The sequence below is a fragment of the Nonomuraea thailandensis genome (assembly GCF_024172165.1).
Taxonomy (GTDB): Bacteria; Actinomycetota; Actinomycetes; order Streptosporangiales; family Streptosporangiaceae; genus Nonomuraea; species Nonomuraea thailandensis.
In genome coordinates this window covers 34,210-58,420 of record NZ_JAMZEB010000004.1, presented here as the reverse complement: position 1 = coordinate 58,420, position 24,211 = coordinate 34,210, and the positions used below count along the sequence as shown (strand labels likewise).

At 71.0% G+C, this 24,211-nt stretch carries 21 protein-coding genes and 1 pseudogene; 3 read left to right on the top strand and 19 right to left on the bottom strand.

Going from position 1 to position 24,211, the window contains the following annotated elements:
* Positions 1-328: 328 nt before the first annotated feature.
* The 5 genes from HD597_RS63885 to HD597_RS63865 all read right to left on the bottom strand — a co-directional run bounded on the left by HD597_RS63885 (position 329) and on the right by HD597_RS63865 (position 5,436).
* Positions 329-1,594, bottom strand: a complete 1,266-nt coding sequence (locus HD597_RS63885) for a hypothetical protein (protein ID WP_253760363.1) — start codon at positions 1,592-1,594, stop codon at positions 329-331.
* A gap of 731 nt (positions 1,595-2,325) precedes the next feature.
* A complete protein-coding gene (locus HD597_RS63880; RefSeq protein ID WP_253760362.1) occupies positions 2,326-2,565 on the bottom strand; it encodes a hypothetical protein in 240 nt (79 codons plus the stop codon).
* A gap of 141 nt (positions 2,566-2,706) precedes the next feature.
* On the bottom strand, positions 2,707-2,892 hold the full coding sequence (locus tag HD597_RS63875) for a hypothetical protein (RefSeq protein ID WP_253760361.1): 186 nt from the start codon (positions 2,890-2,892) through the stop codon (positions 2,707-2,709).
* Between the two features lie 153 nt (positions 2,893-3,045).
* On the bottom strand, positions 3,046-4,797 hold the full coding sequence (locus HD597_RS63870) for a hypothetical protein (RefSeq protein WP_253760360.1): 1,752 nt from the start codon (positions 4,795-4,797) through the stop codon (positions 3,046-3,048).
* A gap of 3 nt (positions 4,798-4,800) precedes the next feature.
* A complete protein-coding gene (locus HD597_RS63865) occupies positions 4,801-5,436 on the bottom strand; it encodes a hypothetical protein (RefSeq protein ID WP_253760359.1) in 636 nt (211 codons plus the stop codon).
* Positions 5,437-5,678: 242 nt separating this feature from the next.
* On the opposite strand from HD597_RS63865, the gene HD597_RS66435 reads away from it, so the two are divergent.
* A complete protein-coding gene (locus tag HD597_RS66435; protein WP_253760357.1) occupies positions 5,679-6,818 on the top strand; it encodes a tyrosine-type recombinase/integrase in 1,140 nt (379 codons plus the stop codon).
* Positions 6,819-6,837: 19 nt separating this feature from the next.
* A complete protein-coding gene (locus HD597_RS63855; RefSeq protein WP_253760355.1) occupies positions 6,838-9,231 on the top strand; it encodes a tyrosine-type recombinase/integrase in 2,394 nt (797 codons plus the stop codon).
* A gap of 10 nt (positions 9,232-9,241) precedes the next feature.
* Here HD597_RS63855 and HD597_RS63850 read toward each other — a convergent pair whose 3' ends face one another.
* Positions 9,242-10,156, bottom strand: coding sequence for a DUF5131 family protein (locus HD597_RS63850; protein ID WP_253760353.1), 915 nt, complete (start codon positions 10,154-10,156; stop codon positions 9,242-9,244).
* Positions 10,157-10,221: 65 nt separating this feature from the next.
* Here HD597_RS63850 and HD597_RS67170 point away from each other — a divergent pair, with 65 nt between their 5' ends.
* Entirely contained in the window at positions 10,222-10,932 is a 711-nt protein-coding gene (locus HD597_RS67170; protein ID WP_372513662.1) for a TIGR02391 family protein, read from the top strand.
* 33 nt (positions 10,933-10,965) lie between these two features.
* On the opposite strand, the pseudogene HD597_RS67165 reads toward HD597_RS67170, so the two are convergent.
* The 13 genes and pseudogenes from HD597_RS67165 to HD597_RS63785 form a co-directional block, all read right to left on the bottom strand.
* Positions 10,966-11,781, bottom strand: a pseudogene (locus tag HD597_RS67165) (DUF5131 family protein); the annotation flags it as partial.
* Entirely contained in the window at positions 11,778-12,230 is a 453-nt protein-coding gene (locus HD597_RS63840; RefSeq protein WP_253760351.1) for an RRQRL motif-containing zinc-binding protein, read from the bottom strand. The pseudogene HD597_RS67165 and the gene HD597_RS63840, both read right to left, overlap by 4 nt.
* On the bottom strand, positions 12,227-12,919 hold the full coding sequence (locus tag HD597_RS63835; RefSeq protein WP_253760350.1) for a hypothetical protein: 693 nt from the start codon (positions 12,917-12,919) through the stop codon (positions 12,227-12,229). The genes HD597_RS63840 and HD597_RS63835 overlap by 4 nt, the downstream gene beginning before the upstream one ends.
* Complete coding sequence (locus HD597_RS63830) at positions 12,916-13,491, bottom strand: Pycsar system effector family protein (protein ID WP_253760348.1); 576 nt, start codon at positions 13,489-13,491, stop codon at positions 12,916-12,918. Before HD597_RS63830 ends, HD597_RS63835 begins: the two co-directional genes overlap by 4 nt.
* The gene (locus HD597_RS63825; protein ID WP_253760346.1) at positions 13,488-14,090 is read right to left on the bottom strand and encodes a hypothetical protein; all 603 of its coding nucleotides are present in this window, start codon (positions 14,088-14,090) and stop codon (positions 13,488-13,490) included. The genes HD597_RS63830 and HD597_RS63825 overlap by 4 nt, the downstream gene beginning before the upstream one ends.
* A 118-nt stretch (positions 14,091-14,208) precedes the next feature.
* Positions 14,209-14,532, bottom strand: a complete 324-nt coding sequence (locus tag HD597_RS63820; protein ID WP_253760345.1) for a hypothetical protein — start codon at positions 14,530-14,532, stop codon at positions 14,209-14,211.
* Complete coding sequence (locus tag HD597_RS63815; RefSeq protein ID WP_253760344.1) at positions 14,529-14,978, bottom strand: hypothetical protein; 450 nt, start codon at positions 14,976-14,978, stop codon at positions 14,529-14,531. Before HD597_RS63815 ends, HD597_RS63820 begins: the two co-directional genes overlap by 4 nt.
* A gap of 7 nt (positions 14,979-14,985) precedes the next feature.
* Entirely contained in the window at positions 14,986-15,495 is a 510-nt protein-coding gene (locus HD597_RS63810; RefSeq protein ID WP_253760342.1) for a hypothetical protein, read from the bottom strand.
* 46 nt (positions 15,496-15,541) lie between these two features.
* A complete protein-coding gene (locus tag HD597_RS63805) occupies positions 15,542-17,110 on the bottom strand; it encodes a hypothetical protein (RefSeq protein ID WP_253760339.1) in 1,569 nt (522 codons plus the stop codon).
* 31 nt (positions 17,111-17,141) lie between these two features.
* Positions 17,142-17,783: a RapZ C-terminal domain-containing protein gene (locus HD597_RS63800; protein WP_253760338.1), complete on the bottom strand. Its 642-nt coding sequence runs from the start codon at positions 17,781-17,783 to the stop codon at positions 17,142-17,144.
* Positions 17,784-17,815: 32 nt separating this feature from the next.
* Positions 17,816-20,293, bottom strand: a complete 2,478-nt coding sequence (locus tag HD597_RS63795) for a DNA translocase FtsK (RefSeq protein ID WP_253760335.1) — start codon at positions 20,291-20,293, stop codon at positions 17,816-17,818.
* A gap of 511 nt (positions 20,294-20,804) precedes the next feature.
* Entirely contained in the window at positions 20,805-22,031 is a 1,227-nt protein-coding gene (locus tag HD597_RS63790) for a coiled-coil domain-containing protein (protein ID WP_253760333.1), read from the bottom strand.
* Between the two features lie 103 nt (positions 22,032-22,134).
* Positions 22,135-24,189: a P-loop NTPase family protein gene (locus HD597_RS63785; RefSeq protein ID WP_253760330.1), complete on the bottom strand. Its 2,055-nt coding sequence runs from the start codon at positions 24,187-24,189 to the stop codon at positions 22,135-22,137.
* Between the last annotated feature and the right edge of the window lie 22 nt (positions 24,190-24,211).

The following is a 24,211-nucleotide window of genomic DNA, read 5'->3' as shown; positions in this document are numbered from 1 at the left end:
CCCCTGCGGGACCACCGCCGAACAAGGCGGTGCTCCCGCAGGGCACGTGCTGGGTTCAGGAGGCGGCGGTGAGTAGGCCGGGGTTATCGGTGGGGCTTTCGTGGTTGGCTGAGCTTCGAAATCTACAAAGTACAGGGGCGCGCTGTGACGGCGCTCCGCCGACGGCTGCGCAGCAGTGCGGCACCGCGACGGCGGGCGCTTCCTGCATCGATGTCCGAGAAACAGGATGAGTGTCCGGTATAGGGAGGGGAGGGCCAGCCGCCGCGCGGCCGGTTCTCCCCACCCGGGTGTGCGGTCCGACGACCTTTACTTTGTAGATCACAGAAGCTCACCTGTCCCGCTCCTGCGCCGCCCGCCGGCGCGCCCGCAACAACGCCCCCGGCACCCGCGACTCCTGCGCGGCCGCCCACGACGTCCGCGCGGCCGCCAGCCGCTCCCGCAGCCCAGCCCGCACCTGCTCCGGCGGCGCCGAAGGCGCATGCACCGGCTCCGGCCGCCGCACCGGCTCCGGCACCGCGGCCGCGGTCTCCAACCGCTCCCGCCAGCGGGCCCCACGCGCCAACGCCTCCCGCCCCCGCGCCAGCACCTGCGACGGCAACTCGGCGACGAGCTCCCCGTCCGGGCCGATCCATGCCGCCACCCGCGCCTGGAGCAGGCCGCGCAGCCTCGCCAGGCCGCGCCAGCCGCCGCGGTGCTCACCCAACGCAGCGACCGGGTTCGCCCACTGCCCCTGAACGGGATGGGTGTTCAGCACATGCACCAGGTCGCCGAGCGTCGCCCCGAGCTCGAACAACGGGCGCCCAAGCCTGCCCAGGTCACGCGCCGACAACCCGCGCAGCACCTGGTGCTCGTCCCGGACCCGCTGCCCGGCCGCGATGCGCTCCCCCCTCGTCGAGGGGGTGGCGTTCAGCGGATACGGCGCGGTGGTGCATCGCGCGCCTACGCGTAGGAGAGACTCCTCACTAAGAGAAAGTCCGGACAACCTGAGGGTGCGAGTTTCCTCCACAGGCGAGCTGACCTGCGGCTCCGCACGACGGGTCAGCCTGGTCTCACACGGCCACGGCACCTCGTCCCAGGGGCCGGCAACGATCGACGCCTGGCTGCCCCGCTCCGGCTGCTCCACATAGCACGAGCCGTCCTCCACGCCGAGGTCCTCGGCCCAGAACTCGCCGTACAGCTCCCGCAGCACCGCGACCGGCACGATGAGCGCGTACTCGGCCGCGATGTTGCCCAGCTCGTCGTCCCAGCGGCCCCAGCCGGTGCCCTTGCGCGTCTCCACCGTCGAGCCGGTCTGCACCACGGCGAGCAGGCCATGCTCACGCCGCCAGCGCAGCCGGTCGGCGAGCGTGCGACGGGAGACGCCGGCCTCGGCCGCGAGCGTCTCCCACGTCATCCCGTAGCGAGTCTGCATCCACGCCTCAGTGTTCCGGGCCAGGGCCTCGCCCACGGCGTGGAAGTTGCGCAGCCAGTCCTTGCGATGCCAGGTAGCCCCCACCAGATAGGCGTCCACCTCAAGCCACACGATCTTGCTGGGCGCGAGGACATGCCCGTCCGGGATGACAGGGTCCAGCGGCGGTGAGACGTCCTGCGACACGCCCTCCGTTTCCGGGCGTACTTCACAGAACGCTTGGCGAGTGTTTATCGTGACTCCAAGCGCGAAACAGGGCGCAACGAACAGAGCTGATCGCCATGGCATCCGAAACCTGGGGCGAAACAGCAGGTCCTGCGCGATATGTGGTTAGGAGGGGGCCCCGCTCCGGCGGGGCTCTACTCATGCCAAGGGCAACTCCTCAACACAGGCGGGCACCGGGCCGCAGGGCACGGCCGGCGAGTCAGTGGAAGCCACAGGCGCAGCAGCCCTACGAGCAGGGCGCGCGTCGATGGAAGAAGAGGGCCGGACAACCGGCGGCACGGCACACGCGCCAGGTCCGGCGGCTGCACATAGAACCGACGGCACCCCGGCCGAAAGCGGACAGGGCGACACGCCGATGCAAGCCAGCCGGTGGCGCTCTGGACGTGCCGTTTTGCACGTGCCTGTCACGACACGCCCCGCCCTGACGCCGGGCATGCTGGCATAACCTCTCGTCCGCCGGTTATCATGGCGGAGCCTCCTCGATCCAGTGGAGGGACAACAAAGCCCGCGGACGGCCAGCCAGGCCGACGCGGTTACAGCCGGACGATCCTCCTTGTCGCTCAGCTCACGAGGCCGCCAAACCATCTGCGAGCCGAACGACGTAGTGGATCGCTCGTCCAAGAAACGCCCCGCTCTGCGGGGCTTTCTTACGTTCTGGGGATCTCCTTCATGGTGAAGCGCCCGCCGTACGGCTAGGCAGCCACCATCTCGTTGGGGGTGTCGCGGTCGAGCGGGAGCTGCTGCGGCGTGTTGACCGTGGGCGTCCGTGTGTGGTGCAGCGCCTCGGCAAGAAGCCGCTCGACGACCTTGGTCATCGGCAAGCCCCATTCGGTCGTGAGCTTCTTCACCCTGGCATACAGCTCGGCGTCGGTGAACGACTGCGAGTACTTGTGGACCACTGTGGGCGGGGGTCCCGGCTTGCTTCCGCTCATGGTCGCCAATCATGGCGCAAGCAATAACCGGGGTTCCAGGATTGCGCGGGCGTGTCGCGTAACAACTTTCTGTGCTTCTGATCATCGTCTGCCAGGTCACCACCGGTAGCGGAGAGGGCCACGGCCGGCACGGGGAGCGCGTCACGAGCGGCCTCCCGGGGTGCGGGTCGGCAGGCTGCGGAACAGCGCATGAATGCCGGGCTGGACGGATTCGATGCGGACCGCGACCTGCAGGCGCTCGGCGAACGTCAGGACGTCCCAGAGGCGCAAGGCGGCCGCCAGCGTCGGCGCCGGGGCGGGCCGGTGGACGGGGATGGGACCGGGCATGTGGATCTCCCTGGTGCGGATGGCGGACCGGTGGGCGGGACGGCGCAGCGCGGCCCCCGTGACGCGCTGCGCCGTACGGCGGGCCCCAGGTCCTCGCTCGCCGGGGAAGGCGGGAGCGAGGACCCGGGCCGCGGGAGGCGTGATCCGGCACGGTCAGGACCCGCCGAACGCGACGGCGCCGCCGCAGGCCAGCGGGTGCGGCAGGAATCGGCCGGTCAGCGTGCTCAGCACCGAGCACGGCGCCGGGACCTGGCAATCGGGCATGACCGCCTGGCCGCCGGTGCCGTCGTCGAGGCGGACGCTGCAGGCCGGGCAGGCCGCCGTCGCGGGGCAGGGCTCGCCGGCGCCGTGGTCGCCGCTGTGATCGCCGTGATCACCTTCGCTGCAGGTCTCTGAGACCAGCGCGACCGGCGCGTGCAGGGTCGCGGCGAGCAGCAGCTGGACGGTCTCTTCCAGCGGGCCCAGCGTGAGATCGCCACCGGCGGCGGCCCGGGTGACGGTGATGATCGCCTCGCAGAGGTGGCGGGCGATCAGCGGGTCCGGGATGAGCTGGGCGAGCATGGCCGCTTCCTGCTCGGTGGGGGTGAGCGCGTCGAGCTCGGCGTCGATCGCGTCGGGGCCGCCGGCGAGGGCGGCCGTCCAGGCGCACTCGGCGCACACGTTCAGGCGGGGGCAGGTGCGTTCGTCGCGACCGAGCCGCCTGCAGGTGGGGCAGGTCGGCGGGTGCAGGGTCCTGCGGTCGAAGGGAGCCGGGGTCAGGTGGACCTGCAGGCCGCACGCGGCCTGGGCGTGGCGCTCGCGGCCGTCGCGGTAGGCGGCCAGTGCTTCGAGCCGGTCGACGGCGTGGTCCTGGCCGCCCCGGGACTCGCCGCAGAGGTAGGGGACCTCGGGCAGGTCGGGCAGCTGGTCGCCGCCTTCCCAGTAGGTGATCGGCCAGGCGTGCGGGGTCGACGGCGGCACCAGCAGCTTGACGCTGAAGGCACAGAAGCCGATCGGGCGGGGATCGAACAGGGCGTAGCCGTGGATGATCCCCGCGCGCACCCGGGCAGCGCCGCCGATCAAGCTGGCCAGCGGGTCCTTCACCATCACGTCGGGCGCGAACTGGGTGTGCCGGACGTAGTCGGCCACCGCCTCGGCCATGCGCTCGACATCGACGTGGCCGAAGGTGAACAGGCTCTCGCAGTCCTCGCCGTCGTAGATGTTCAGGCCGGCGGCCGGGAAGCCGGGCGGCGGGTCGGTCAGCGGGTTGCGGGCCGGGATGACCTCGCCGCCGGTGGTGACGACGGCGATGAGCCGCTCCCGTTCGGGCGGGGTGAGCACGACGTCGGCGGCGTAGGCGTGCACGCCCGGGGCCGTGACGGTGTCGATGTGCAGGGTGCTGTGGCCGTTCGCGCTCTGGGTGACCGCGGCGATGAGCGCGGTGCCGTCGGCGAACTCCTCGCACTGATGGGGCTCGGGTCGGCAGTCGGCGAACTCGCGCTCGATGGTGTGGTCGTTGACGAGCGGGTCCGCCGGCGCTGCGGCGCGGTGGCTGCGCAATTCCTCGACCAGGTGGGCGCGGTTGCGGAGGTAGAGGGTGAGGCTGTGGCAGTGCCAGGTCCCGCCGGCGCGCCGGTGCCCGACGCTGAGGTGTATCCAGTCGCCGTCCAGGCAGGAGTCATCGATCGCATACGGCTCGGCGCCGCCGGCGGCCGCTCCGAGCGCGTTGGCGCCGGTCAGGGCGAACGAGTCGGCCGGTGCCGGCGTCGGGAGGGTGGTGTTGTTCACGAGCATGCCTTTCGTGGTGATGGCGAAGGGGTGATCTCGCAGATGGTGAGGGCGGGCCCAGATCCGGCGCAGGTCGTAGCGGGAGAGGCCGTCGATCACGGCGTTCGCGCCGTGGTGCAGTGCGTCAGTGAGGGACATGGGTCAGGCCACCCCGAGCATCTGCGTGAGGTCTTTCCAGTCCTGCTGGTCGTGGGCGAAGCGCTCGCACAGCCGCCGTACGGCGGCCGCCTCCTCCGGTGTGGGCGGTACGGGGCGGCACACCAGCAGCGCGTTCTCCTCGACCTTCAAGGCGGCATCGACGTGCGGGGCCTTGCGCTCCGGCGGGTCGGCCGGGGGCCGCCGCGCTCGCGGCTTGCGGGGGCGCGCGGCGGACGGTGGTGCCGCCTCGGGAGCCGGTTCGACCTGCGGTTCTGCCTCTGCGGCGGCGTCGACCCCGACGGATGCGGCCACGCTCGTGGTGTCGGCGTTTGTCGGGGTTTCAGCGGTTATCCCGGCCGTGCCGGGAGCGGGGCCGGTGGTGTCTTGTTCGGTGCGGACGCGCCGGTGCTCGGTGGCCAGCTCGGTGGCCACGACCTTGACCAGGCGGGTGCGGAGCCGTTCGATCGCGGCCGACAGTTGCCGGGCGGCCGGGCGCATCCCGGTGGCCGGGCAGGTGCGGGCCAGGTCGATCAGCTCGGCGGCGTCGGCCTGGGCCAGACGCTGCAGGAGCGCCTGGAAGGCGTCGGCCTCGCCGAGCGTGCCGGTCTCCGCGGGGGCGGTGGGGGGCGAGAGCGTCATGGGGTCACCTCGAACAGCGGCGTGGAAGGGAAGTCGTCCCAGGTGCGGCCGTCCAAAAGCCGGCCGCCGGCTTTCGGGGTCGGCCCACCGACCTGCACCGTTGACTGCACTATCTGGCTGTACTGCTGGTGATCACAGGGTGGAGGCATAGAGCATCTGTCCTTGTGTCTGGGAATGGTGAGTTCAATGGGGCCCATCGGGACCTGATGGATGGGCGTGCGGATCTCCCTCGGGTAGGGGCCGTGGTCGAGGGGGCGGTGCCGTCGCTGCCGTGGATGGTCGTGGACGCGGCCAACCGGGAGATCGAGGCAGTCAGCCGGTATCTGCGGGATCTGTACCTGGGTGATGTGAGCCCGCTGACCTGCCGTAGCTACGGACATGATCTGCTGCGGTGGTTCCGGCTGTTGTGGTCGGTGGATGTCGGGTGGCAACAAGCGACCGAGGCCGAGGTCGCCACGCTCGTCGGCTGGTTGCGAACGGCCCGGAACCCGCAGCGGCAGCGGCATCGCGAGGGCGGCTATGCGGCCGGTTCGGTCAATCCGAAGACCGGCAAGCCGACCCTGGCGGCCGGGTACGCGCCGGCAACCATCGCCCACAACCTGTCGGTGGTCCACGGCTTCTACGCTTTCCACCGACACTTCGGGCTCGGACCCCTGGTCAACCCGGTGCCCGAGAGCAAGTCCCGCCGGGCCGCGCTCGCGCACACGTCCCCGATCGAGCGGCCGCGGCCCTTCCGCCGGGCCCGTCTTCGCCCGAAGGTCCAGCCTCGCCAGCCACGGGCGATCCCCGACCCGCAGTGGGCGGAACTGTTCGCCCAGATGCGATGCGTCCGGGATCAGGCGCTGCTGGCCTGCTACGTCTCCTCCGGCGCCCGCGCCACGGAACTGCTCGGTATCCAGCTGTCGGACATCGACTGGACGACCGGACGGCTCTGGGTGATCTCCAAGGGCACTCGGCTCAGGCAGGCGGTTCCAACCTCTCCCGAGGCCTTGGCTTACCTGGCTGGCTACCTCGACCAGGCCGGACTGCCCGAGCCCGGTGAACCGGTCTGGCGCACTCGCCGGGGACCGGCCCGCCCGTTGAGCTACTGGGCCGCCCGACGAATCTTGCAGCGGGCCGCTGATCAGCTGGGAGCGAACTGGACGCTTCACGATTTGCGGCACACCGCGGCGACTCGCATGGCCAGAGACCAGGCGTTGACGTTGGTGGAGGTGCAGACCATCCTGCGGCACGCGCATATCACCACCACCGCCCTCTACACCGCGGTGGGCCTGGACGACCTGCTCGACAAGCTCGCCGAGCACTACCAGCGCCCCAGCGAACCGGCCCGCTGGTCACAGAGCTACGACGCCGACGACATCTCGGCGGTGTTCGGTGACTGATACCGCCGCCGGGCCGAACATGCGATCCAACGCGACCACGAACCGGATCCGTCGCCACGCCAGCGACCCGGGCGTGCTGTCCATTCCCTCCCAGACGACGCTGATCATCGCGGAGGAGCCGCCCGTTCCGGACAACCCTCCCCGGCCCGTGGGCGAGCTGTCGGCCGCCACGATCGACGAGGTCGTCACCGCCGTCAGGGACGCCTTCGCTGACGTTTCCCGCAACACGCTGGACAACTACCGGCATGGGATGCGGTGCCTGCTGGAACACCTGGCCGAACACCCCGGGCAGAGCTGGCAGCAGCGGTGGGAGGCCGCCGGGTTCAACGAGCGGGACCGTCCCGTCGCTGATCTGGCCGGCGACGACTCCAAAGGGCGCAGCCGGCTTCTCACCGCTACGGGTGCGGCCTTCGCCATGCGGCTGATCCAGCCGTCGATGGCGGCGATGCAGGCCAACGTCGCGCCGCAGTACGTCCGCAGGTTCCGCACGATCGCGGCCGATCCGCTGCTTGAGGAGTTCTTCGACCGCCTCGCCGCCCATCCGGTCAGCGCCGACCTGCGCAAGAAGGCCGCTGGGAGCCTGTGCCGAGCACTGACGGTCTTCGGCATCGACCTGGCCGACCTCACCCCCGGCGCCCTGATGAAGTACGCCCAGGACAACCCCGCAGCCGGGGTCAGCGGGGCCTGGCCGGTGCTGCACGCCATGGGCCGGTTCCCCGCCTGGGTGCCGCAGACCCTGCAGGACGCCAGGATCAAAGGCCGCCGTTCCATCGAAGAGCTGGTGGACCGCCACCAGCTGCGCAACACCGAGATCCGTGACCTGATCGTGGACTACGTCCGCCGCCGCTCCGTCGAGGTCGACTACTCGACCATGGAGAACCTGGTCCGCTCCCTGGCCCAGCTGTTCTGGAAGATCGTCGAAGAGGTCAACCCCGAGCAGACGGACCTGCGGCTCAGCGAAGAGACCGTCCAGGAGTGGAAGCAACGACTTCTGGTCCGCCGAGACGGCAAGCCCCGCGAGCACATCGACACGCCGTTCCTGTCGGTCCGAGCGTTCTACCTCGACCTTCAGACCTGGTCGGCCGCCGAGCCCGAACGGTGGGGACGCTGGGTCGCCCCATGCCCGATCCGCGACGCCGACCTGCGCTGGTTCCACCTGCGCCGCCGTCGGCTGCGGGAACGGATGGCCAACCGGACCCGCGACCGCCAACCGCTGCTGGCGATCCTGTCCCAGCACGTCAACGACGAATGGCAGCGGCTTCGCACCCTCCTGGACGCCGCTCAGCAGGTCGGACTCGGAGAACGGTTCGACCTCCACGGCGTCACCTGGCAGCGGGCTTCCAGCAAGACCGCCCAACGCCAGCCCAGCCTGCTGGGCAGCGAACCCGTCCGCGTCATCAACACCCAGACCGGCGAGCTGGTCCGCTTGTCCCAGGACGAAGACCGCGCGTTCTGGCAGTGGGCGATCGTCGAGACGCTGCGGCTTGCCGGGCTGCGCCGCGAGGAACTGGTCGAGCTGACCCACCTGAGCGTCCGCCAATACCAACGGCCCACCGGCGAAGTCGTCGCGCTGCTGGTGGTCAGCCCGTCCAAAAGCGACCGCGAACGCATCATCCCCATGTCCGCCGAGCTGTTCCACGTCGTCGCGCAGATCATCCGACGGCACCGCGCCGAGTACGGGACCGTCCCTGTCTGCCCCCGCTATGACCAGCACGAGCGCACCTGGTGCGAGCCCCTGCCCTACCTGTTCCAGCGCGTCCAGAGCGGAACACCTCGCGCCCTGTCGATCAGTGCGGTCCGAGTGATCGTCCTGGAAGCGGCCAAGGCCCTGATCCCCGCACATCCGCAGTTCGGCGAGATCCGATTCTCGCCGCACGACTTCCGGCGGCTTTTCGCGACCGAACTGGTCAACAACGGATTGCCGATCCACATCGGGGCGGCCCTGCTCGGCCACCTCGACATCCAGACCACTCGCGGCTACGTCGCGGTCTTCGACGACGACGTCATCGCCCACTACCAGGACTTCCTCGACCGGCGCCGAGCCCGACGGCCCGACAGCGAGTACCGGCAGCCCACCACCGAGGAATGGGACGATTTCCAAGACCACTTCGACAAGCGCAAGGTCGAACTCGGCTCCTGCGGACGCCCCTACGGCACCCCCTGCCAGCACGAACACGCCTGCATCCGCTGCCCGATGCTGTCGATCAACCCCAAGATGCTGCCTCGCCTGGAGGAGATGGAGCACGACCTGTTGGCCCGCCGCCAACGCGCGATCGAGGAAGAGTGGCATGGTGAGGTCGAAGGACTCGACCTCACCCTGAAGTTCCTGCGCAGCAAGCGGCTCCAAGCCCAGCGAGCCGCCGCCAGCGGCCCGGTCTCCCTCGGGATGCCGACCACTCGAGGCCCTCAATGAGGCAGTCAGATCAGCCACGGCTGACCTCGGTCGGGTACTCATCCCACGTCCGGCCGTCCAGCAACCGGCCGCCGGCTTTCGGTGTCGGCCCGCCGATTTGCTTGAAAAACAGGGCTGTGGGCAGGCCCGCACACCGGTCCCGGATCTCCCGCACCCATGCCAAGTCCAAGGGCCGATGTCCTGGGCCGCTCTCCCCACCGATGATCACCCAGTCGATCCCGGCTAGGTCTAGGGACGGCAGCGGGCCCAGCAACGGCTCCAGCGAGAGGAACCTGATCGCTGCCGGGGTCATACGCAATGCGTCGGCGCGCCAGCAGTAGTCGTCGGACTCGATCGAGGTGCCGACCCACACATTCGGAAGCGGCCACGGCGGCAACCACAGCGGTCCGTCGGCGGTTCGCTCCGTGCTCCACTGCGCGCCGAGACCCGAGTCGCCGGCGAGGCGCTGACCGTCCAGGTCGAGCTGCCACCTTCGCCAGAACCGGCTCGCGATCAACTCGCCGGCGTGCTCAGCGACTTCCCGCTGGAACGACGGACTGGCCAGTAGGGTCGCCAGCCGCTTGGGGCGCTTGGTGAGGACCTGGAATTGATGACGGGCCGTCAAGGCCATAACGGCCCATATGCGAGCAATCGCGCTATTCGGGATTCGGACGTGCCCGATGTCGCTCATCGAATTGACGAACACCTTGCGAGGGGTCCGCCAGTTCAACGGCTCGAGCATCGCCGTCTCGTGAACCGTGACGCCGAACCCGGGGCCAGACGTTCGTGGATCGCCGTCGTTTTGATACTTGGCCTGGCCCATGGCCTTGAGGCGCTTGGCCAGGGTCAGCGCATAGCAGTTGTCACATCCCGGCGAAATCCGGTCACATCCGGTGGTTGGATTCCACGTGACCTCGGTCCACTCAATGGACGTCGCGGTGCTCACGACGCCATCCCCAGCCCAGCGAAAATCGGGAGCCTGGGTTCGCTGATCCGTTCTACAGTTCTGCCATGAATCGGCAGTGGATGCGTCAGCGCCTCGAAGAGTTCGACAGCCTGGTTCTGCGCTACGAGCAGACCCGCCGTCCAGGCGACATTCTCGGTGACGACAAACTCCGCCAAGAGCTCTACCGAGCCGAGCCGACGATCAGAAAGATCCTGGGAGCTCTCGAGCCCAAGTTCGCCGAGGAACTCAACCTCGACCAGATGGCCGGCGAAGCCATGGCCCGCAACCTGGTCCATCGCGGGCTGGGCATCCTCGACGACATGGACGCGTGGGCGACCAACCTTGCTCCCGACGCTCCGACCATGCCCGCAGACCAGTTCCATCCCTGGATCTGGGACGCAGCCCGAACTTTCTGGGAGAGCAAGCACTACCGGAAGGCGGTCGACGTCGCAGCCAACGCCGTCAACGCCCACACCCAAGCCAAGGTCGGACGCACAGATGTCTTCGACACCGACCTGATGAACCAGGTCTTCACCGACAAGCCCAAGTCGGGACAGGTCTACCTGCGGCTGCCAGGCGACCAGACCGACCTGACGATCAAGAGCCGCAACCGAGCCCTTCGACCGTTCGCCGAGGGATGTTTCTCCGGCATCCGCAACCATGCAGCACACGAACACGGACCCGACTGGGACGAACAAAAAGCCCTCGAATGCCTCGCCGCCCTGAGCATCCTCGCCCGATGGATCGACGAATGCGCCGTCATGCGCGGAACCTGACCGATCAAGATCAGTGCAGAGAAGCTTGAAGAAGAGAGGAATGTGAAGATCGACACAGCGGTCCCGGATGTCCCTCACCCAGGTCAGGTCCAGCGGCCGGTGCTGCGGACCGCTCTCCCCGCCGACGATGACCCAGTCGATTCCCGACAGGTCCAGTGACGGCACGGGGCCCAGCAGCGGCTCCAGCGAGAGGAACCTGATCGTGGCCGGGGTCGCACGGAGCGCGTCGGCGCGCCAGCAGTAGTCGTCGGACTCGATGGAGGTGCCGGCCCACACGTTCGGCAGCGGCCACGGCGGCACCCACAGCGGCCCGGCGGCGGTGTGCTCCGTGCTCCACCGTGCGCCGAAACCCGAGTCTCCCGCGAGACGCTGGCCACCCAGGTCCAGCTGCCAGCTCCGCCAGAACTGGCTGGCGATCAGGTCGGTGGCCTGCTCGGCGACCTCGCGCTGGAAGCGTGGGTCGCCCAGCACGGCTGCCAGCCGCTTGGGGCGTTTGGTGAGCACCTGGAACTGGTGTCGCCCTGTGAGTGCCATGACCGCCCAGATGCGGGCCTGCGCCGCCCTGCCGACGCGCGCGTGCCCGAGGTCGCTCATCGAGTTGACGAACACCTTGCGCGGCGTGCGCCACCGCAGCGGCTCGAGCATCGCCGCCTGGTGAACCGTGACGCCGAACCCGGGGCCGCTGGTGCGCGGGTCGCCGTCCTGCTGGTACTTCGCTGATCCCATGGCCTTGAGGCGTTTGGCCAGGGTGAGCGCGTAGCAGTGATCACAGCCCGGGGAGATGCGGTCGCAGCCGGTCGTCGGGTTCCACGTGGCCTGGGTCCATTCGATGCGCGAGGTCGTGCTCACGAGGGCTCCCGGCGGTCGTCGGAGCGGGATGGCTCGGCCGGGGTGGCGCCGGCCTGTCCTTGCTCGTGGCAATCGAGGCAGACGCCGTAGCGTTTGGGCAGGCAGTAGTCCTTCTCGATGCCGCACTGCGGGCAGAGACGGCGGGCGCGCAAGGCCTTGGCGATCGCCTCCAGCTGGGCCGGGCTGGGCTCGCGCTTGGGCTTGGCCAGCGCCCGGTCATACAGGTAGGCGACACCGGTGGTCCGCGGGACGCCGGCGGCGCGGCCGCCGTTCGTGGTGGTGCGCCACATGACCTGCGCGCACACCGGCTGCCCGCCCGGGCGCAGCCCGTCGGCGGCCAGCTGGCGTTTCGTGGCCAGGTGGGGCGGGGCCATCTTCCACGGGTAGGTGGGCAGGCCGCCGAACCGGGACCCGGACGGGTCCCAGAACGGCAGCCTGGCCTTGCTCACGACGGACACTCCGCAGTGCCCGCCGCCTCCGGCATGGGATGGCACTGCGGGCACTGCGTCAGCCAGCCGCGCTCGTCCACCGTCTGGCGGGCGACGGCCAGGCAGTGCCCGCACCATGGTGGCCGCCCGTCCACGGGCGCCAGCGCGGCCAGCAGCGCTGTCAGCAGGTCCGTCAGCGGGAGCTCGCTACCGGGCTCGGTGAGCCGGGCGGTGAGCGCCTCCGGACTCCAGCCGGCGGCCAGCAGGTCCATGACGGGGTCGTAGTGGTCGTAACGGTCCTCGTCGTCGCTGGTGACGGCCTTGAGGATCGCGCCAGCGCGGTCGATCAGCGCCCCGCCCAGCAGCGCGTTCCACAGCCCGTCCGGCGTGCCGGTGGCCTTGAGGGTCTGGCTGGTCTGCCGCCAGTCGACGCCGAGCGCGCCGAGCCGGTCGGCGGCCATCAGGGCCTGCCAGGGCGAGGTGTAGTCGTGCCGGCCCTGGATCGCCTCGCCGTGCCAATGCACGACCAGCCAGCGCGGCCCGTCCTCGCCGTCTTCCGGGTTGCGGCTGCGCACCAGCAGGCCAGGCTCGCGTGTGGTGTAGGCGGTCGTGGTGACGACCTGGTCCTGGTCGTAGCTTTCGTAGGCGTACGGGAGCGGGGTGAGCACGACGGCGTCGGCCAGCGCGTCGACGGTCTGCAGGGGCTTCATGCGCTCCTCCCCAGCAGGGTCAGCGGCAGGGCGGTCGCCATCGCCGGCAGCGCGCCCAGCAGCAGGTGCACGGCCAGGCGCAGCCACCGGTACTTGCGGGCGGTCAGCTTGGATGCCTGCAGCAGTTCCTCGCCCAGCTGCTGGCTGACGCCGCTCGCGTCGCAGGCGAGCCCGGCGATGAGCTCGCCGACGTCGCCGGCGGCGGCGTGCCAGACGAAGCCGTAGCCGGCCCCGGCGCGGCCGCGCTGGCGCCGGGTGGGCAGGGCGGGCCGGATCACGCCCAGCAGCGTGGCCACCGCGGCGGCCAGCAGCATGACGGCGGTGATGACCGCCGCCAGCGCGGCCAGCGGCAGGCGGGTGATGCTCGCGGCCGCGGCCAGGATGGCCAGGGCGGTCCCGGCCCAGCCGATCAGCGCGGTGGCTTTGGCGTCGACGCGGGCCAGTTCGGCGCGTACGACCTCCAGTTCGCGCAGCAGCCGGGCGGGCGCGCCGGGGAAGGCGGCGTCGGTGGTGCTGGTGCTGGTGCTGGTGCTGGTGCCGGTGGTGCTGGTGTTGGGGCGGGTGGCGGTCATCGTCCACCCCCTGCGCCGAGCTCGGCGTACCGGGTGATCTGGGCGGTCAGCATGGCCATGACGGCCAGCTCGGCGAAGGAGACGGCCAGCACCGCCGGGCTGTGCGGGCCCACGGCCCAGACCAGCACCAGGGCGGCCAGCGGCGGCAGGCAGAACGCGGCGAGGTTCACCGCCAGCTGCAGCCGCCGGCGCGACGCACGCCGGCGGTCGGGGCTGCGGTGCTCGGTCTCCCACTCGAACATCGGGATGTCGGTGGCGTCGTCGACCAGGCCGTGCAGGCGCGGCCCCAGCCGCTCGCGCACGTACGTGCCGATCGACGTGATCATGTGGTCGTTGTGCGTGTGTGTCCAGCCGAGCACCAGCCCGGCCAGGGAGAGCACCAGCAGCAGCTCCAGCCGCTGCGCGGTGGCGGTGACGGCGGCGATCGCGGCGGCCGCGGTGAGCATCGCGTACAGCAGGTTGTCGCGGAACCTGATGCGGGAGCGTTGTTCGGCCTTGAGCGTCTCGTACTCGCTCAGCAGCACGGCGACGGTCAGCTCGGTGGCCAGCTCTGTGGCTCGCTCGGTGGCCGCGACGGCGCTGTTGGCGGTGTGCGTCATGATGGGAATCAGCCCTTTCCGGTTTCGTTCGGATCGAGTGGGCTTGGTGGGCGCGCTCGCCGCGGAGGTCTTGGCGGATTCGCCGCGGTGATGCGCGCCCGTCGTGCTGTGCGGGAGGTCAGAAGACGCCGGTCATGGCGCCGTACAGGGCGGCCGCGCGCATGAGGAAGGCGGCCGGGTCGTCGTCCGGGCCGACGTCGTCGGGGTCGTCGCCGCGGTCGTCGTTGATCCACTGCTGGTGGCCGGCGCGCCGGCGCAGCGTCAGGTCCTTGGTGTCGAGGGCGGCCTCGAGCCACTCGAAGATCGGCTCGGCGTTGCCGATGACGCTCAGCGGGTTGTGCCGCTCCTTGGTCAGAGAGCTGGCCCAGGCCAGGGCGTCGGCACGGGCATGAGCGCGGGTGTGCTCGCTGATCGGCGCCGGCGTCGGGTACGTGTTCTTCATGCGGTCCTCCGGGCGGCGAGCTGGGCGTAGACCAGGCCGGTCAGCGCCGCGTGGAACACGTCGCCGTCGGTGGCGGCGGCGCCCCCGTCGGCGACTTCGGCCGTCTTCTCGGCTTCCTGCAGGAGGTTGACGGCGTGCTGCTCGCAGCCGGGCAGCAGCGTGTACATCAGGGCCAGCAGGGTCTGGGCCAGCGCGGTCTCGGTCGGGTCGGCCTGGCCGCCGCGGTGGTTGCGGCGCAGCAGATTGCTGGCCGCAGCCAGGTGCTGACGGCCGCGCTTGCCCAGCAGCTCGGCGCTGGCGCCGAGCAGGCCGTGGATGACGGCGCGGTCCACAGGGTGGGTCAGCAGCGTGCTGCCGTGCCGGGCCACCTGGCGGGTGGCCGCGCCGACGAAGTGCCAGGCGTCGCCGGCGGTGGTGGGCGGCGATTCGATGAGGGTCTGGGTCATGCGGTTTCTACTCCTGGTGGGATCGGGCGCGGGCGTCGCCCGTGCGGGTGAGCGGGAACGGGGCCGGGCCTACGTCGGCAGCGGCTGTGGTCGAGGCCTGCTGCAGGTGGGTGATCACCCGGTCGTAGAGCGCCGCGGTGTGCGGGTCGAAGAAGGCGGCCGGCTGGTTGCGCGGGTCGCCGATCGCGGTCATGACCTCGTGGCCGGCCCACACCATGGCGGGCGCGTCGGCCTCGTACGGCTGCAGGCCGGTGAGGTCGGGCGCGAACTGATACAGCAGCGGGTCGGCGGCGCGGTTGCGGATGCCGAGGAAATACGGCCGCCAGCGGCGGAACCACAGGGCGTACCCGGACGCCGACGCGAGCGCCCAGGACGCCTGTTCGGCGAGGTTGCCGCCGGTGTGGCGGCCCCGGATCACGCTGCCGTCCTGGTGCACGAGGAACTGGCGTCCGGTCGCGGTGTCGGGGTAGGGCAGCACCTCGAAGACGCGGGCGGCGTCGTGGCGTCTGCTGACCACTGAGCTGTCCTCCTCGGTTCGCGGTGAGCTGGGGATCATGGCGGGTTCAGAACATGTCGCTCGGCGGAGGGGCGGGCTGGTGGTGCTGCTCAGCTCGCCTGCCGGCGCGGCGGCAGCGCAGGCGCCAGCGCCAGAAGACGACGCAGGCGATGGTCCGGGTCAACCTGCTGGCCTGGTGGTAGGCGGGCTGCGTAAGCCAGCAGCGGCAGCGGCGGCAGGCGAGTCCGCCTCCGCGCCACGTCCCCCATGCGGTGAGCTGCGGCAGCTTCCGCACCGGCAGATGCTCCTCCAGCTCGCAGGCCCGCCTGCGGGTGCAGTCCGGGCAGCGCCACAGCTGCGCGGCCGCGGGCACCTCGTGCGCCTCGCCGAGGCCGCCTTCGACGTCGTGGGCCCGGGTCCAGCCGTAGCCGGGCAGTTCCTCCACCGCCTCCTGCAGGCTGCGGAAGGTCGGCACGTTCGGCAGGCTGCCGGGCTTGATGAAGAACGAGGTGATCCAGCAGCCTTCGACGCATTCGACGCCGTATCCGGCGCGGACTGAGCCCGGCACCGTGCCCATGGGGTTGGTGGTGGCCGGCGGCTGCTGGTCATCGATGTCGTGGCCATGGTCGCCGTCGTGGTCGAAGGCCTCGCCAGCGTCCTGCGTGGGCGCGGATGTGCTGAGTGGGGTGCCGGGACTGGGCATGGTCTCCCCGTTGGTGTGGGCGATGGTGGGCGCCGGGGCGGCCGACGGCGCGTCATCGTCCGCGGCGGCCTCCGTTTCGCCGCAGACGATGACGTCCAGCAGCTCGTGCAGGTCAGCGACAGTCGTGGTGTGGCCATTGGTGTCGGTGAGCTCTGCCGTGGCCAGCCGGAAGCCGTAGGCGTCGATCGGGTAGCCGTGGGGGCGGCTGGTGTCCGGCGTGGGGTCGTAGGCCAAGGTGGCGTGAATGCTGAACCGGTGGCCGTGCTGCCCGGTGTGCGCGGTCAGGTGCAGGGCGGGCCGGTCGGGGTCGCCGCTCAGCTGGATGCTGGTCAGGGACATGCCCATCCAGGCGGGGTGGTCGAAGGCGGTGGCGTCGCCGGCGATGTAGGTGACCGTGGTGTCGTCGGTCAGGCGGGCGTGCAGTTCTGCAGCCCGGAAGTGGGCGCGTTCCTCCGGCAGGAGGCCGCGGTGCACGAGATGGTGGTGGGCGGCCGGGAAGGGCAGCGGCCGCACTTGGCTCGGTTCGGCTTCCAGCAGCCTGCGGGCGCAGGGTCCGCACCAGCCGAACCCATCGGATTCGGCCACCTGGGCGAAGCAGTCGTCGCAACCGCCCACGCACAGGAAGCCGTGGATGTCGCGGTTCCAGCGCGGAATCGGCGCCATGGCCAGGCAGAGGTCGTCCCAGGCGGTGAGCGGCTCCACGCCGGGCAGCGCGGCTCGGTGGTAGTCGCGCAGCCAGGCGGCGTACACCCAGGCGACGACGTCGCCGCCGTGCATGGTCTTGAGCATGCGGGCCTGGTCGACCTGCAGGAGAGCGGCAGCCGATTCGGAGGTGTCGGCGGCCAGGATCCGGTCGAGGTAAGCGCGGATCTGCCGCGCGATGCTGGCGGCCTGGTCTGCGCGGGCGGGGTGTGGCCTGGTAATGGTGGTCACGTAGTCCTCCAGGACGGGTAGCGCCGCGTGATCAGCGGTGGGTGCCGGACGGGAGCGGGGCCAGGCGGATCCAGCGGATCAGCGCCACGACGAACAGCACGGCCAGGACGATCACGACCGGTCCGGGAGCACCGCTCAGGGCGGCGATCAGCAGCGGGATTACCGTGATCATGCACTCGGCGTAGCCCCGCAGCGCCCGCCGCTGCAGCCGGTCCGCCGCGTCGTCGACCGGGTCGCCGGCGGGCGCCAGGACGCGGGGCAAGTGGGCGTGGCGGTGGTCGATCACGACCCGGTGGCCGCGCTCGCGCAGCCGCTCGCCCAGTAGCTGAACCAGAGCGCAGGCGCGGTGTTTGCCCCCGGCGCACCCGATCGCGATGCTGCGTGGCCCGGCGGGCAGTTCGGCGTAGGCGGTCAGGTTGTCGAGCAGTTCGGCGGCACCGGGCGTGGCCAGGACGATCTGCTGGACGCGCGGATCGCGGCCGTCCAAGTCGAGGATGCCGCCGTCGCGGGCGGCCGCCGGGTCACGCAGCCGCTTGCGGACGTCCTCGACCCGGTCGGCGGCCGGCGGCCTCTCGCCGGGCTGGTGCAGGTAGCCGAAGGAGATGAGCGTGATCGGGCGGTGAGCGCCGTCGGCACGCCCGGCGCCGGCGCGGGCGGTGTACGTGAGCGTCATCGATGTGTCCTCTGGGATCCGTGGTGGAGGGGTCAGGCCGGGGCGGAGACGGAGGAACGCAGGCTCTGCAGCAGGGCGGGCAGCCCATCGGGCTTGACGAGCACCTCGCGAGCCTTGGAGCCCTCGCTGGGGCCGACCACGTCGCGCTGCTCAAGCAGGTCCATCAGGCGGCCGGCCTTGGCGAAGCCGACGCGCAACTTGCGCTGCAACATCGAGGTGGAGCCGAACTGGGTGGTGACGATCAGCTCGGCGGCCTGGATCAGCAGGTCCAGGTCGTCGCCGATGTCCTCTCCGTCGACGGCCGCACCGGTGGTGCCGGGCCGCGTGGTCGTGTCGTCGAAGACGTCGCCATGGTGGTCCGGTGCGGCCTGCTGCAGCCAGTAGCCGACCACGGCCGCGATCTCCTTCTCCGAGACGAAGGCGGCCTGCAGCCGCACCGGAGTGCTGGCGCCCATCGGGGAGAACAGCGCGTCGCCCTGGCCGATGAGCTTCTCGGCGCCGGGGGCGTCGAGGATGACGCGGGAGTCGGTCAGGCTGGAGACGGCGAAGGCGAGCCGGGACGGCACGTTGGCCTTGATCAGGCCGGTGACCACGTCCACGCTGGGGCGCTGGGTGGCGAGCACCAGGTGGATGCCGGCGGCGCGGGCGAGCTGGGTGATGCGGACGATGGAGTCCTCGACGTCGCGCGGGGCGACCATCATCAGGTCGGCCAGCTCGTCGATGATCGTCAGCAGGTACGCGTACGGCTTGGCCAGGGTGCCGTCGTCCTTGGTCAGCTGGCCCGCGCGGGCGGCGGCGTTGAAGTCGTCGATGTGCTTGAAGCCGTGCCGCTCCAGGTCGTCGTAGCGGCGGTCCATCTCGCCGACGACCCAGCCGAGGGCTTCGGCGGCCTTCTTGGGGTTGGTGATGATCGGCGTGATCAGGTGGGGGATGCCCTGGTAGGTGGCCAGCTCGACCCGCTTGGGGTCGATGAGGATCATCTGTACTTCGTCCGGGGTGGCTCGCATGAGGATGCTGGTGATCAGGTCGTTGACGCACACGCTCTTGCCAGCGCCGGTCGCGCCGGCGATGAGCAGGTGCGGCATCTTGGCCAGGTTGGCCAGGATGGTGCGGCCCTCGACGTCCTTGCCCAGGCCGACGATGAGCGGGTGGCGGTCGTTCTGCGCGACCGCCGAGCGCAGCAGGTCGCCGAGCGCGACCAGGTCCTTGTCGGTGTTGGGGATCTCCACGCCAATCGCGGACTTGCCCGGCACCGGCGCCAGGATTCGCACGTCCGCCGAGCCGACGGCGTAGGTGATGTTCTTGGTCAGCGCGGTGACCTTTTCGACCTTGACGCCGGGCTCGATCTCGATCTCGTAGCGGGTGATGGTCGGGCCGCGGGTGTAGCGCTTGACGCCGGCGGCCACGTTGAACTCGGCGAGCACGCCGTCGATGGCCTCGACCACCCGCTGGTTGGCGTCGGCCCCGGCCCGGGGCATCGGGCCGGGGCGCAGCAGGCTCAGGCTGGGCACGACCGCCGGCCGCACCGGCATGGGCGTGACGGCGGCGCCTTCGGGGCCGCCGTCGACGGGCTGAGCGGCCGGGACCGCGTTCGTGGCGGCCGGGCTGGTGGTGCTGGTCGATGACGCCGGGTTCGGGGCCCCGGTCGGGGGCTGCTCACCCACGACGGGGCTGTCGTAGGGGGAGCTGTCGGTGAGCAGGTCAGGGTTGACCGGCCGCCGGATCGGCACGACGACCGGGCGGGTCGGCTGGCCGTGCGCGTCCACCTGGTCCTGATCGCCGGGGTGGTCCATGGGCGGCTGGGCGGGCGATGCGGCGGTGGTGGCCTGGGGGGCGCGCAGTTGCGCCAGGCGGCGCTGCAGGAGCCGCTGTGGGGTGCGGATCGCGGTCAGCAGTCCGCCGATCAGCGCGGCGACCAGGACGGTGATGACCCATCCGGTGGGCAGCACCGCCGCGGGGCTGGCGACGCTGATGCCGATCAGGCCGCCGGCGGCGACGATGGCGTGCACGTCCTGCAGATGAGGGGCGCCGCCGGCCAGATGCGCCAGGGCGGCGCCGGTGGCCGTCACGACGGCCCAGCCGACGCTGAGGCGCACCTTTTCGCCCTTGCCGGCCGGTCCGCGCAGCAGCTGCCAGGCCAGCACCATGGCGATCACCGGCGCGAGCATGATCAGGTCGCCGATCAGGGCCCGGGCCAGGATGCGGGCCAGATCGATGAGCGGGTTGCTGAAGGTGCTCCAGGCGGCAGCCGCCAGCAGCAGCGCGCTCAGCGCCAGGCCGAAGCCGATGCCGTCACAGGGGTAGGCGGGCGAGGTGGCGGTGCCGGTGCCGGCCGCCCGCACCGTACGGCCGACTCCGGCGGCGGCGGCGCGCCAGGCGGAGGCCGCCCGCTTGGCCGCTCTGGCGGTCGGGGACGGGGCGATGGCCTGGGCGAGGCGGTTGGTGGCTGCCGGACGCGCGGCGGGGCCGGCGCGGCGGGTCTTGATCCGGCGGGACGGGCTGGCGGTCATGACGTGCTCCTTGGTGATCAGCTGTCGGCGGGCGGGGGCGGAACTTTGCGGGGGCGGAACTGGACGGGCGGGCGGAACTGTGGGAGGCGGAAGTACAGGGCCTCGGGAGCGGAACTGGAGGCGGAACCGGAAGGGGAACTGGGGGCGGAACTGAGATCCGGCGGGGGCGGAACTGACGGCCTGCCGTGGGCGGAACTGAGGCCGGAACCGAGCCCCATGTGGGGGCGGAACCGAGCCGCGGAACCGGCCCGTCCTTCCCGGGTGGCAGAGCCGGTGTGGCCCCTGCCTCCCGCGGGTGTCAGGGCGGGTCCAGCAGTCCCGCCTCCCCGAGCAAGGTGTTACCGAGTGTGATCAGCCCGGCGATGATCAAGGCGAACACCAGAACGAACATGATCATGTTGAAGGCTGTGGGACGCATGAGATGCACTCCGTTTCGTCACGGGAAGGGACAGAGGACTGAGCGGGAGGACTCCCGGTCAGCTGCCGGGCCCCGTCGTCGCAGGTAGAGGCTTTAGGTGACTGCGCGCAGGCGGACGTCGCCAGTCGTGGAGAGGGGTTCCTCCTCCTGGGTTCCCTGGGCTTCTTCGGCCAGTTGTGCAAGGAGCGTGCGGCCGTACCGCTCGGACACGTCCAGCGCGCGGCCCAGCTCGGCGCCGGTGATGTCGGGCTTTTCGGTGAGCAGGGCGCGCGCCTGCTGCAGGCGGATCTCCAGGGCTTCTTGCCTGCTCAGGCCGTCAGTGGAGGTGCGCGGGGCGGGCCCGGCGGTGGTCTTGGCCCGGGCCTTGGGCCGGTCGCCGGCCATCTCCAGCCGGACGCGGGCCTCGGTCTCGGTCCTGGCCTGCTGCACGCGGGCCTCGGTCTCGCTCGCGGCACGCTGCGTGATCTGTTCCGCAGCCCGCTTCAGCCTGGCCGCGTACTCCTCTTCCAGCCGGGCGCGGACGGCCCTGAACTTCTCCTCCTCCTGTGCGCGGGTCTGGTCGCAGGCGGCCTTCAGTTCCGCCTCCCGGGTCCGGTCGGCTTCCGCCTTCAGTGCCGCCCGCGCGTTGGCGAGTTCCGTCTTCAGTTCCGCCCGGGCGGCGACGCGCTCGGCCTCCAGTTCCGCCTGAGCGGCGGCATGTTCTGCGGCCAGTTCCGCGCGGACTTCCGCCTCGACGCCGGGCCTCAGTTCCGCCCGCAGGGCGGCCAGTTCCGCCTCGACATCCGCCTGCCGGACGGCCTCGCGGGCGGTGGCCGCGCCCTTGATGATGAAGTTCAGGGCCAGCAGCGCGGAGGCGTCCAGGACCAGCGGGATGGACCATTCGGCGCCGTAGCCGCCGCCGTACGGCTTCATCACCGCCGCCTGCGAGGCGATCGAGGTCAGCATGGCGACCGCGAACAGGCTCAAGATCGCCATCCGGGTCCACAAGATCGCCTTCGTGGACCACGACGTGATGATGGGGCTGACCAGGCCGTGCGAGAGCATGGCCGCGAACAGCACCGGGACCAGGGCGAAGATGACGCCCAGCGCGCCCTCCGTGCCCGGCTTGTCCAGGGTCAGGGCGTGCCACATGTTCAGGAAGACCGAGATGGCGCATCCCGTGATCAAGATGGTCCACCACAGGCCCAGCCCATGGCTGGGCTGCGGGTGCGTGGTGGCCGTCGTCGGGCGGGTCATGACCGTCGTCCCTTCACAGAAAAAGTCACGGTTTGTAGTTGCCAGGAGGAGGAGCGGGCCGTACCCTCGCGCGCGCATGCGCACGGGCGGGTGTCGCTCCCCGGGTCCGGCCCTCCGGTAGGGGTGGAGGGCAGGAGGAGGAGTGGAGGAGGAGTACGCACCGTCACCGGCACGCTCACGGGCAGGTTCATGAGGCCGCCTTCCACCGGTAGCGGCCGCGCACGCCCTCGACCCGTTCGATGAGCTCCTTGTTCAGCAGCTCGTTCAGCAGGTCGTAGGCGCGGGAGGGAGAGCAGATCTCGGCGTTGCGGATGTCGGCGATGGTCACGTGCTCGCGCTGCTGGAACAGCTCGATCAGCGCGTCCTTGGCGGTCGGGTCGGCCGGGGAGCTGGGCACCGCGTGCAGGGTGCGGCCGCCGCCGTCGTCACCGTCGCCGGGCCGGCTGCTTGATCGCTGGCTCTGTTCGGCCAGCCGCTCGAGCTCGACGATGCCGCGCGCGTAGCCGCGCTCGAACGCCTCGCCGGTGCGGTCGTCGAACGGCGAGCCCATCGGCACCGTGCTGGTGAACGTCCGGGCGAGCACCTTGGCGGTGCGGGAGGGCAGCTCGCGCGGCGTGCCGGTAAGCACGTAGCCCAGGCCGGTGGTCAGCAGCTTCTGCTCCCGGTCGAAGTAGGGCGGCAGCAGGTGCGGGGCGACCTCGACGTCGCCGACCTTGATGTTGCGGGTGATGCGGTTGGAGGCGACCCGGAACAGCACCACGTTTCCGGCCAGCAGCAGGTCCAGCAGTTCACCGTTGTCGTGGAAGCCCTCTTCCACGCCCGGGTTCTGCAGCGCCACGGTCAGCTTGATCCACAGCTTGCGGCCCTCCCGGCCGATCGGGGTGAGGATCTGGCTGATCAGCGGGTTGCCCAGCACCGCCTGGTGGGAGGCCTCATCGATGACGGCGTGGATGATCGGGTGGCCGTACTCGGGACCCATGCGCGTCTCGCCGACCTCGTGCAAGATCGCGATCCGTTCGGCGTGGGCGGCCTCCAGGCCGCGCATCCCGGCGTAGATCTCGCCGGCGTCCAGGAACGAGCGGGTGGTGCGCGGCACCAGGTGCTCGAAGCTGCCGCCGCCGTGCGGGTCGTACAGCAGCACCGCGCTGCCGATGTTCAGCGACTCGCCGGCCACCAGGTGGATCAGGCTGGACTTGCCGGTGCCGGGCGCGCCGGCGAACAGGTCGTGCGGCACGCCCCAGCCCGGCACGTACAGCGGGTAGAACGCCCAGCCGGACCCGTCCGGGTAGACCGAGATCGGCACCAGCCCGCTGTCGGGGTCGAGGCTGGGGCCGGGCCACATGATCTCCTGGATCAGCGGGTTGCGCTCCAGCACGATCAGCTTGCCGCGCGTCTTGTACTGCTGCGGGTCCTGGTCCAGATAGATCAGGGAATCCACGTGCGGCCGGTCCAGCGTGGCCTTGATGTCCTCCATGGCGTTGCGCATGTCGCCGTAGGTGTGCCGGGCGGGCCCGCCGTCGATGATCCAGGCCGTGCCGTTCGGCTCGCCCCGGTGATCGGCGACCGGCTCGGGGTCGATCAGGCTGCTGAACTCCAGCTGGCCACGCGGGCCGCCGACGTGCTCGCCCCAGGCGACCTGGTGCGGGTGGGCGGCCTCGATCGCCGGTACCGGCGCGGCCGCCGTCAGCGCCAGCGGAGCCGCCGGGGCGGTGGGGCGGCGGTCTTCCCGTACGCGCAGCCGGTAGGTCCACCACCACGGGGCGGCCAGCAGGCTGCCGCCCGCCACCAGCGTGGCCGGCATGAGCGTGTCCAGGCCGGCTCCTCCGGTGGCCGCGGCCGCGGTCCAGGCCGTGGCGGCGGCCAGGCAGCCGGCCGCCCAGCGGGGCCGCCAGGGCGCCTTGGCCAGGAAGGTGCGCACCCCGCGCACGCACAGCCCGGCCACTGCAGTGGTGGCGCCGCCGGCCAGCACCCACAGCGGGTGCACGTCGCCGACCTCGTGCAGGACCGTCCCGGCCGTGTAGAGGGCGCCCATGGCGGCGACCGGGTACAGACCCCGGCGCGAGGCCCACAGCAGGCTCTTGGCGGCCCTGCCGAGCTCTTCCCCGACCGGCACCGTGACCGGCCCGGCGGCCTGCTCGGTGGCGGGCGCTTCCGTGCCGGGCAGGGCAGCCAGGTCCAGGTCCGGCTGGTCGTGGGTGGGCAGGGACGAAGAAGGGGCCTGCCGGTCGATGTGGATGGTCATTGTCGTGTCCCTCCTTCGCGGA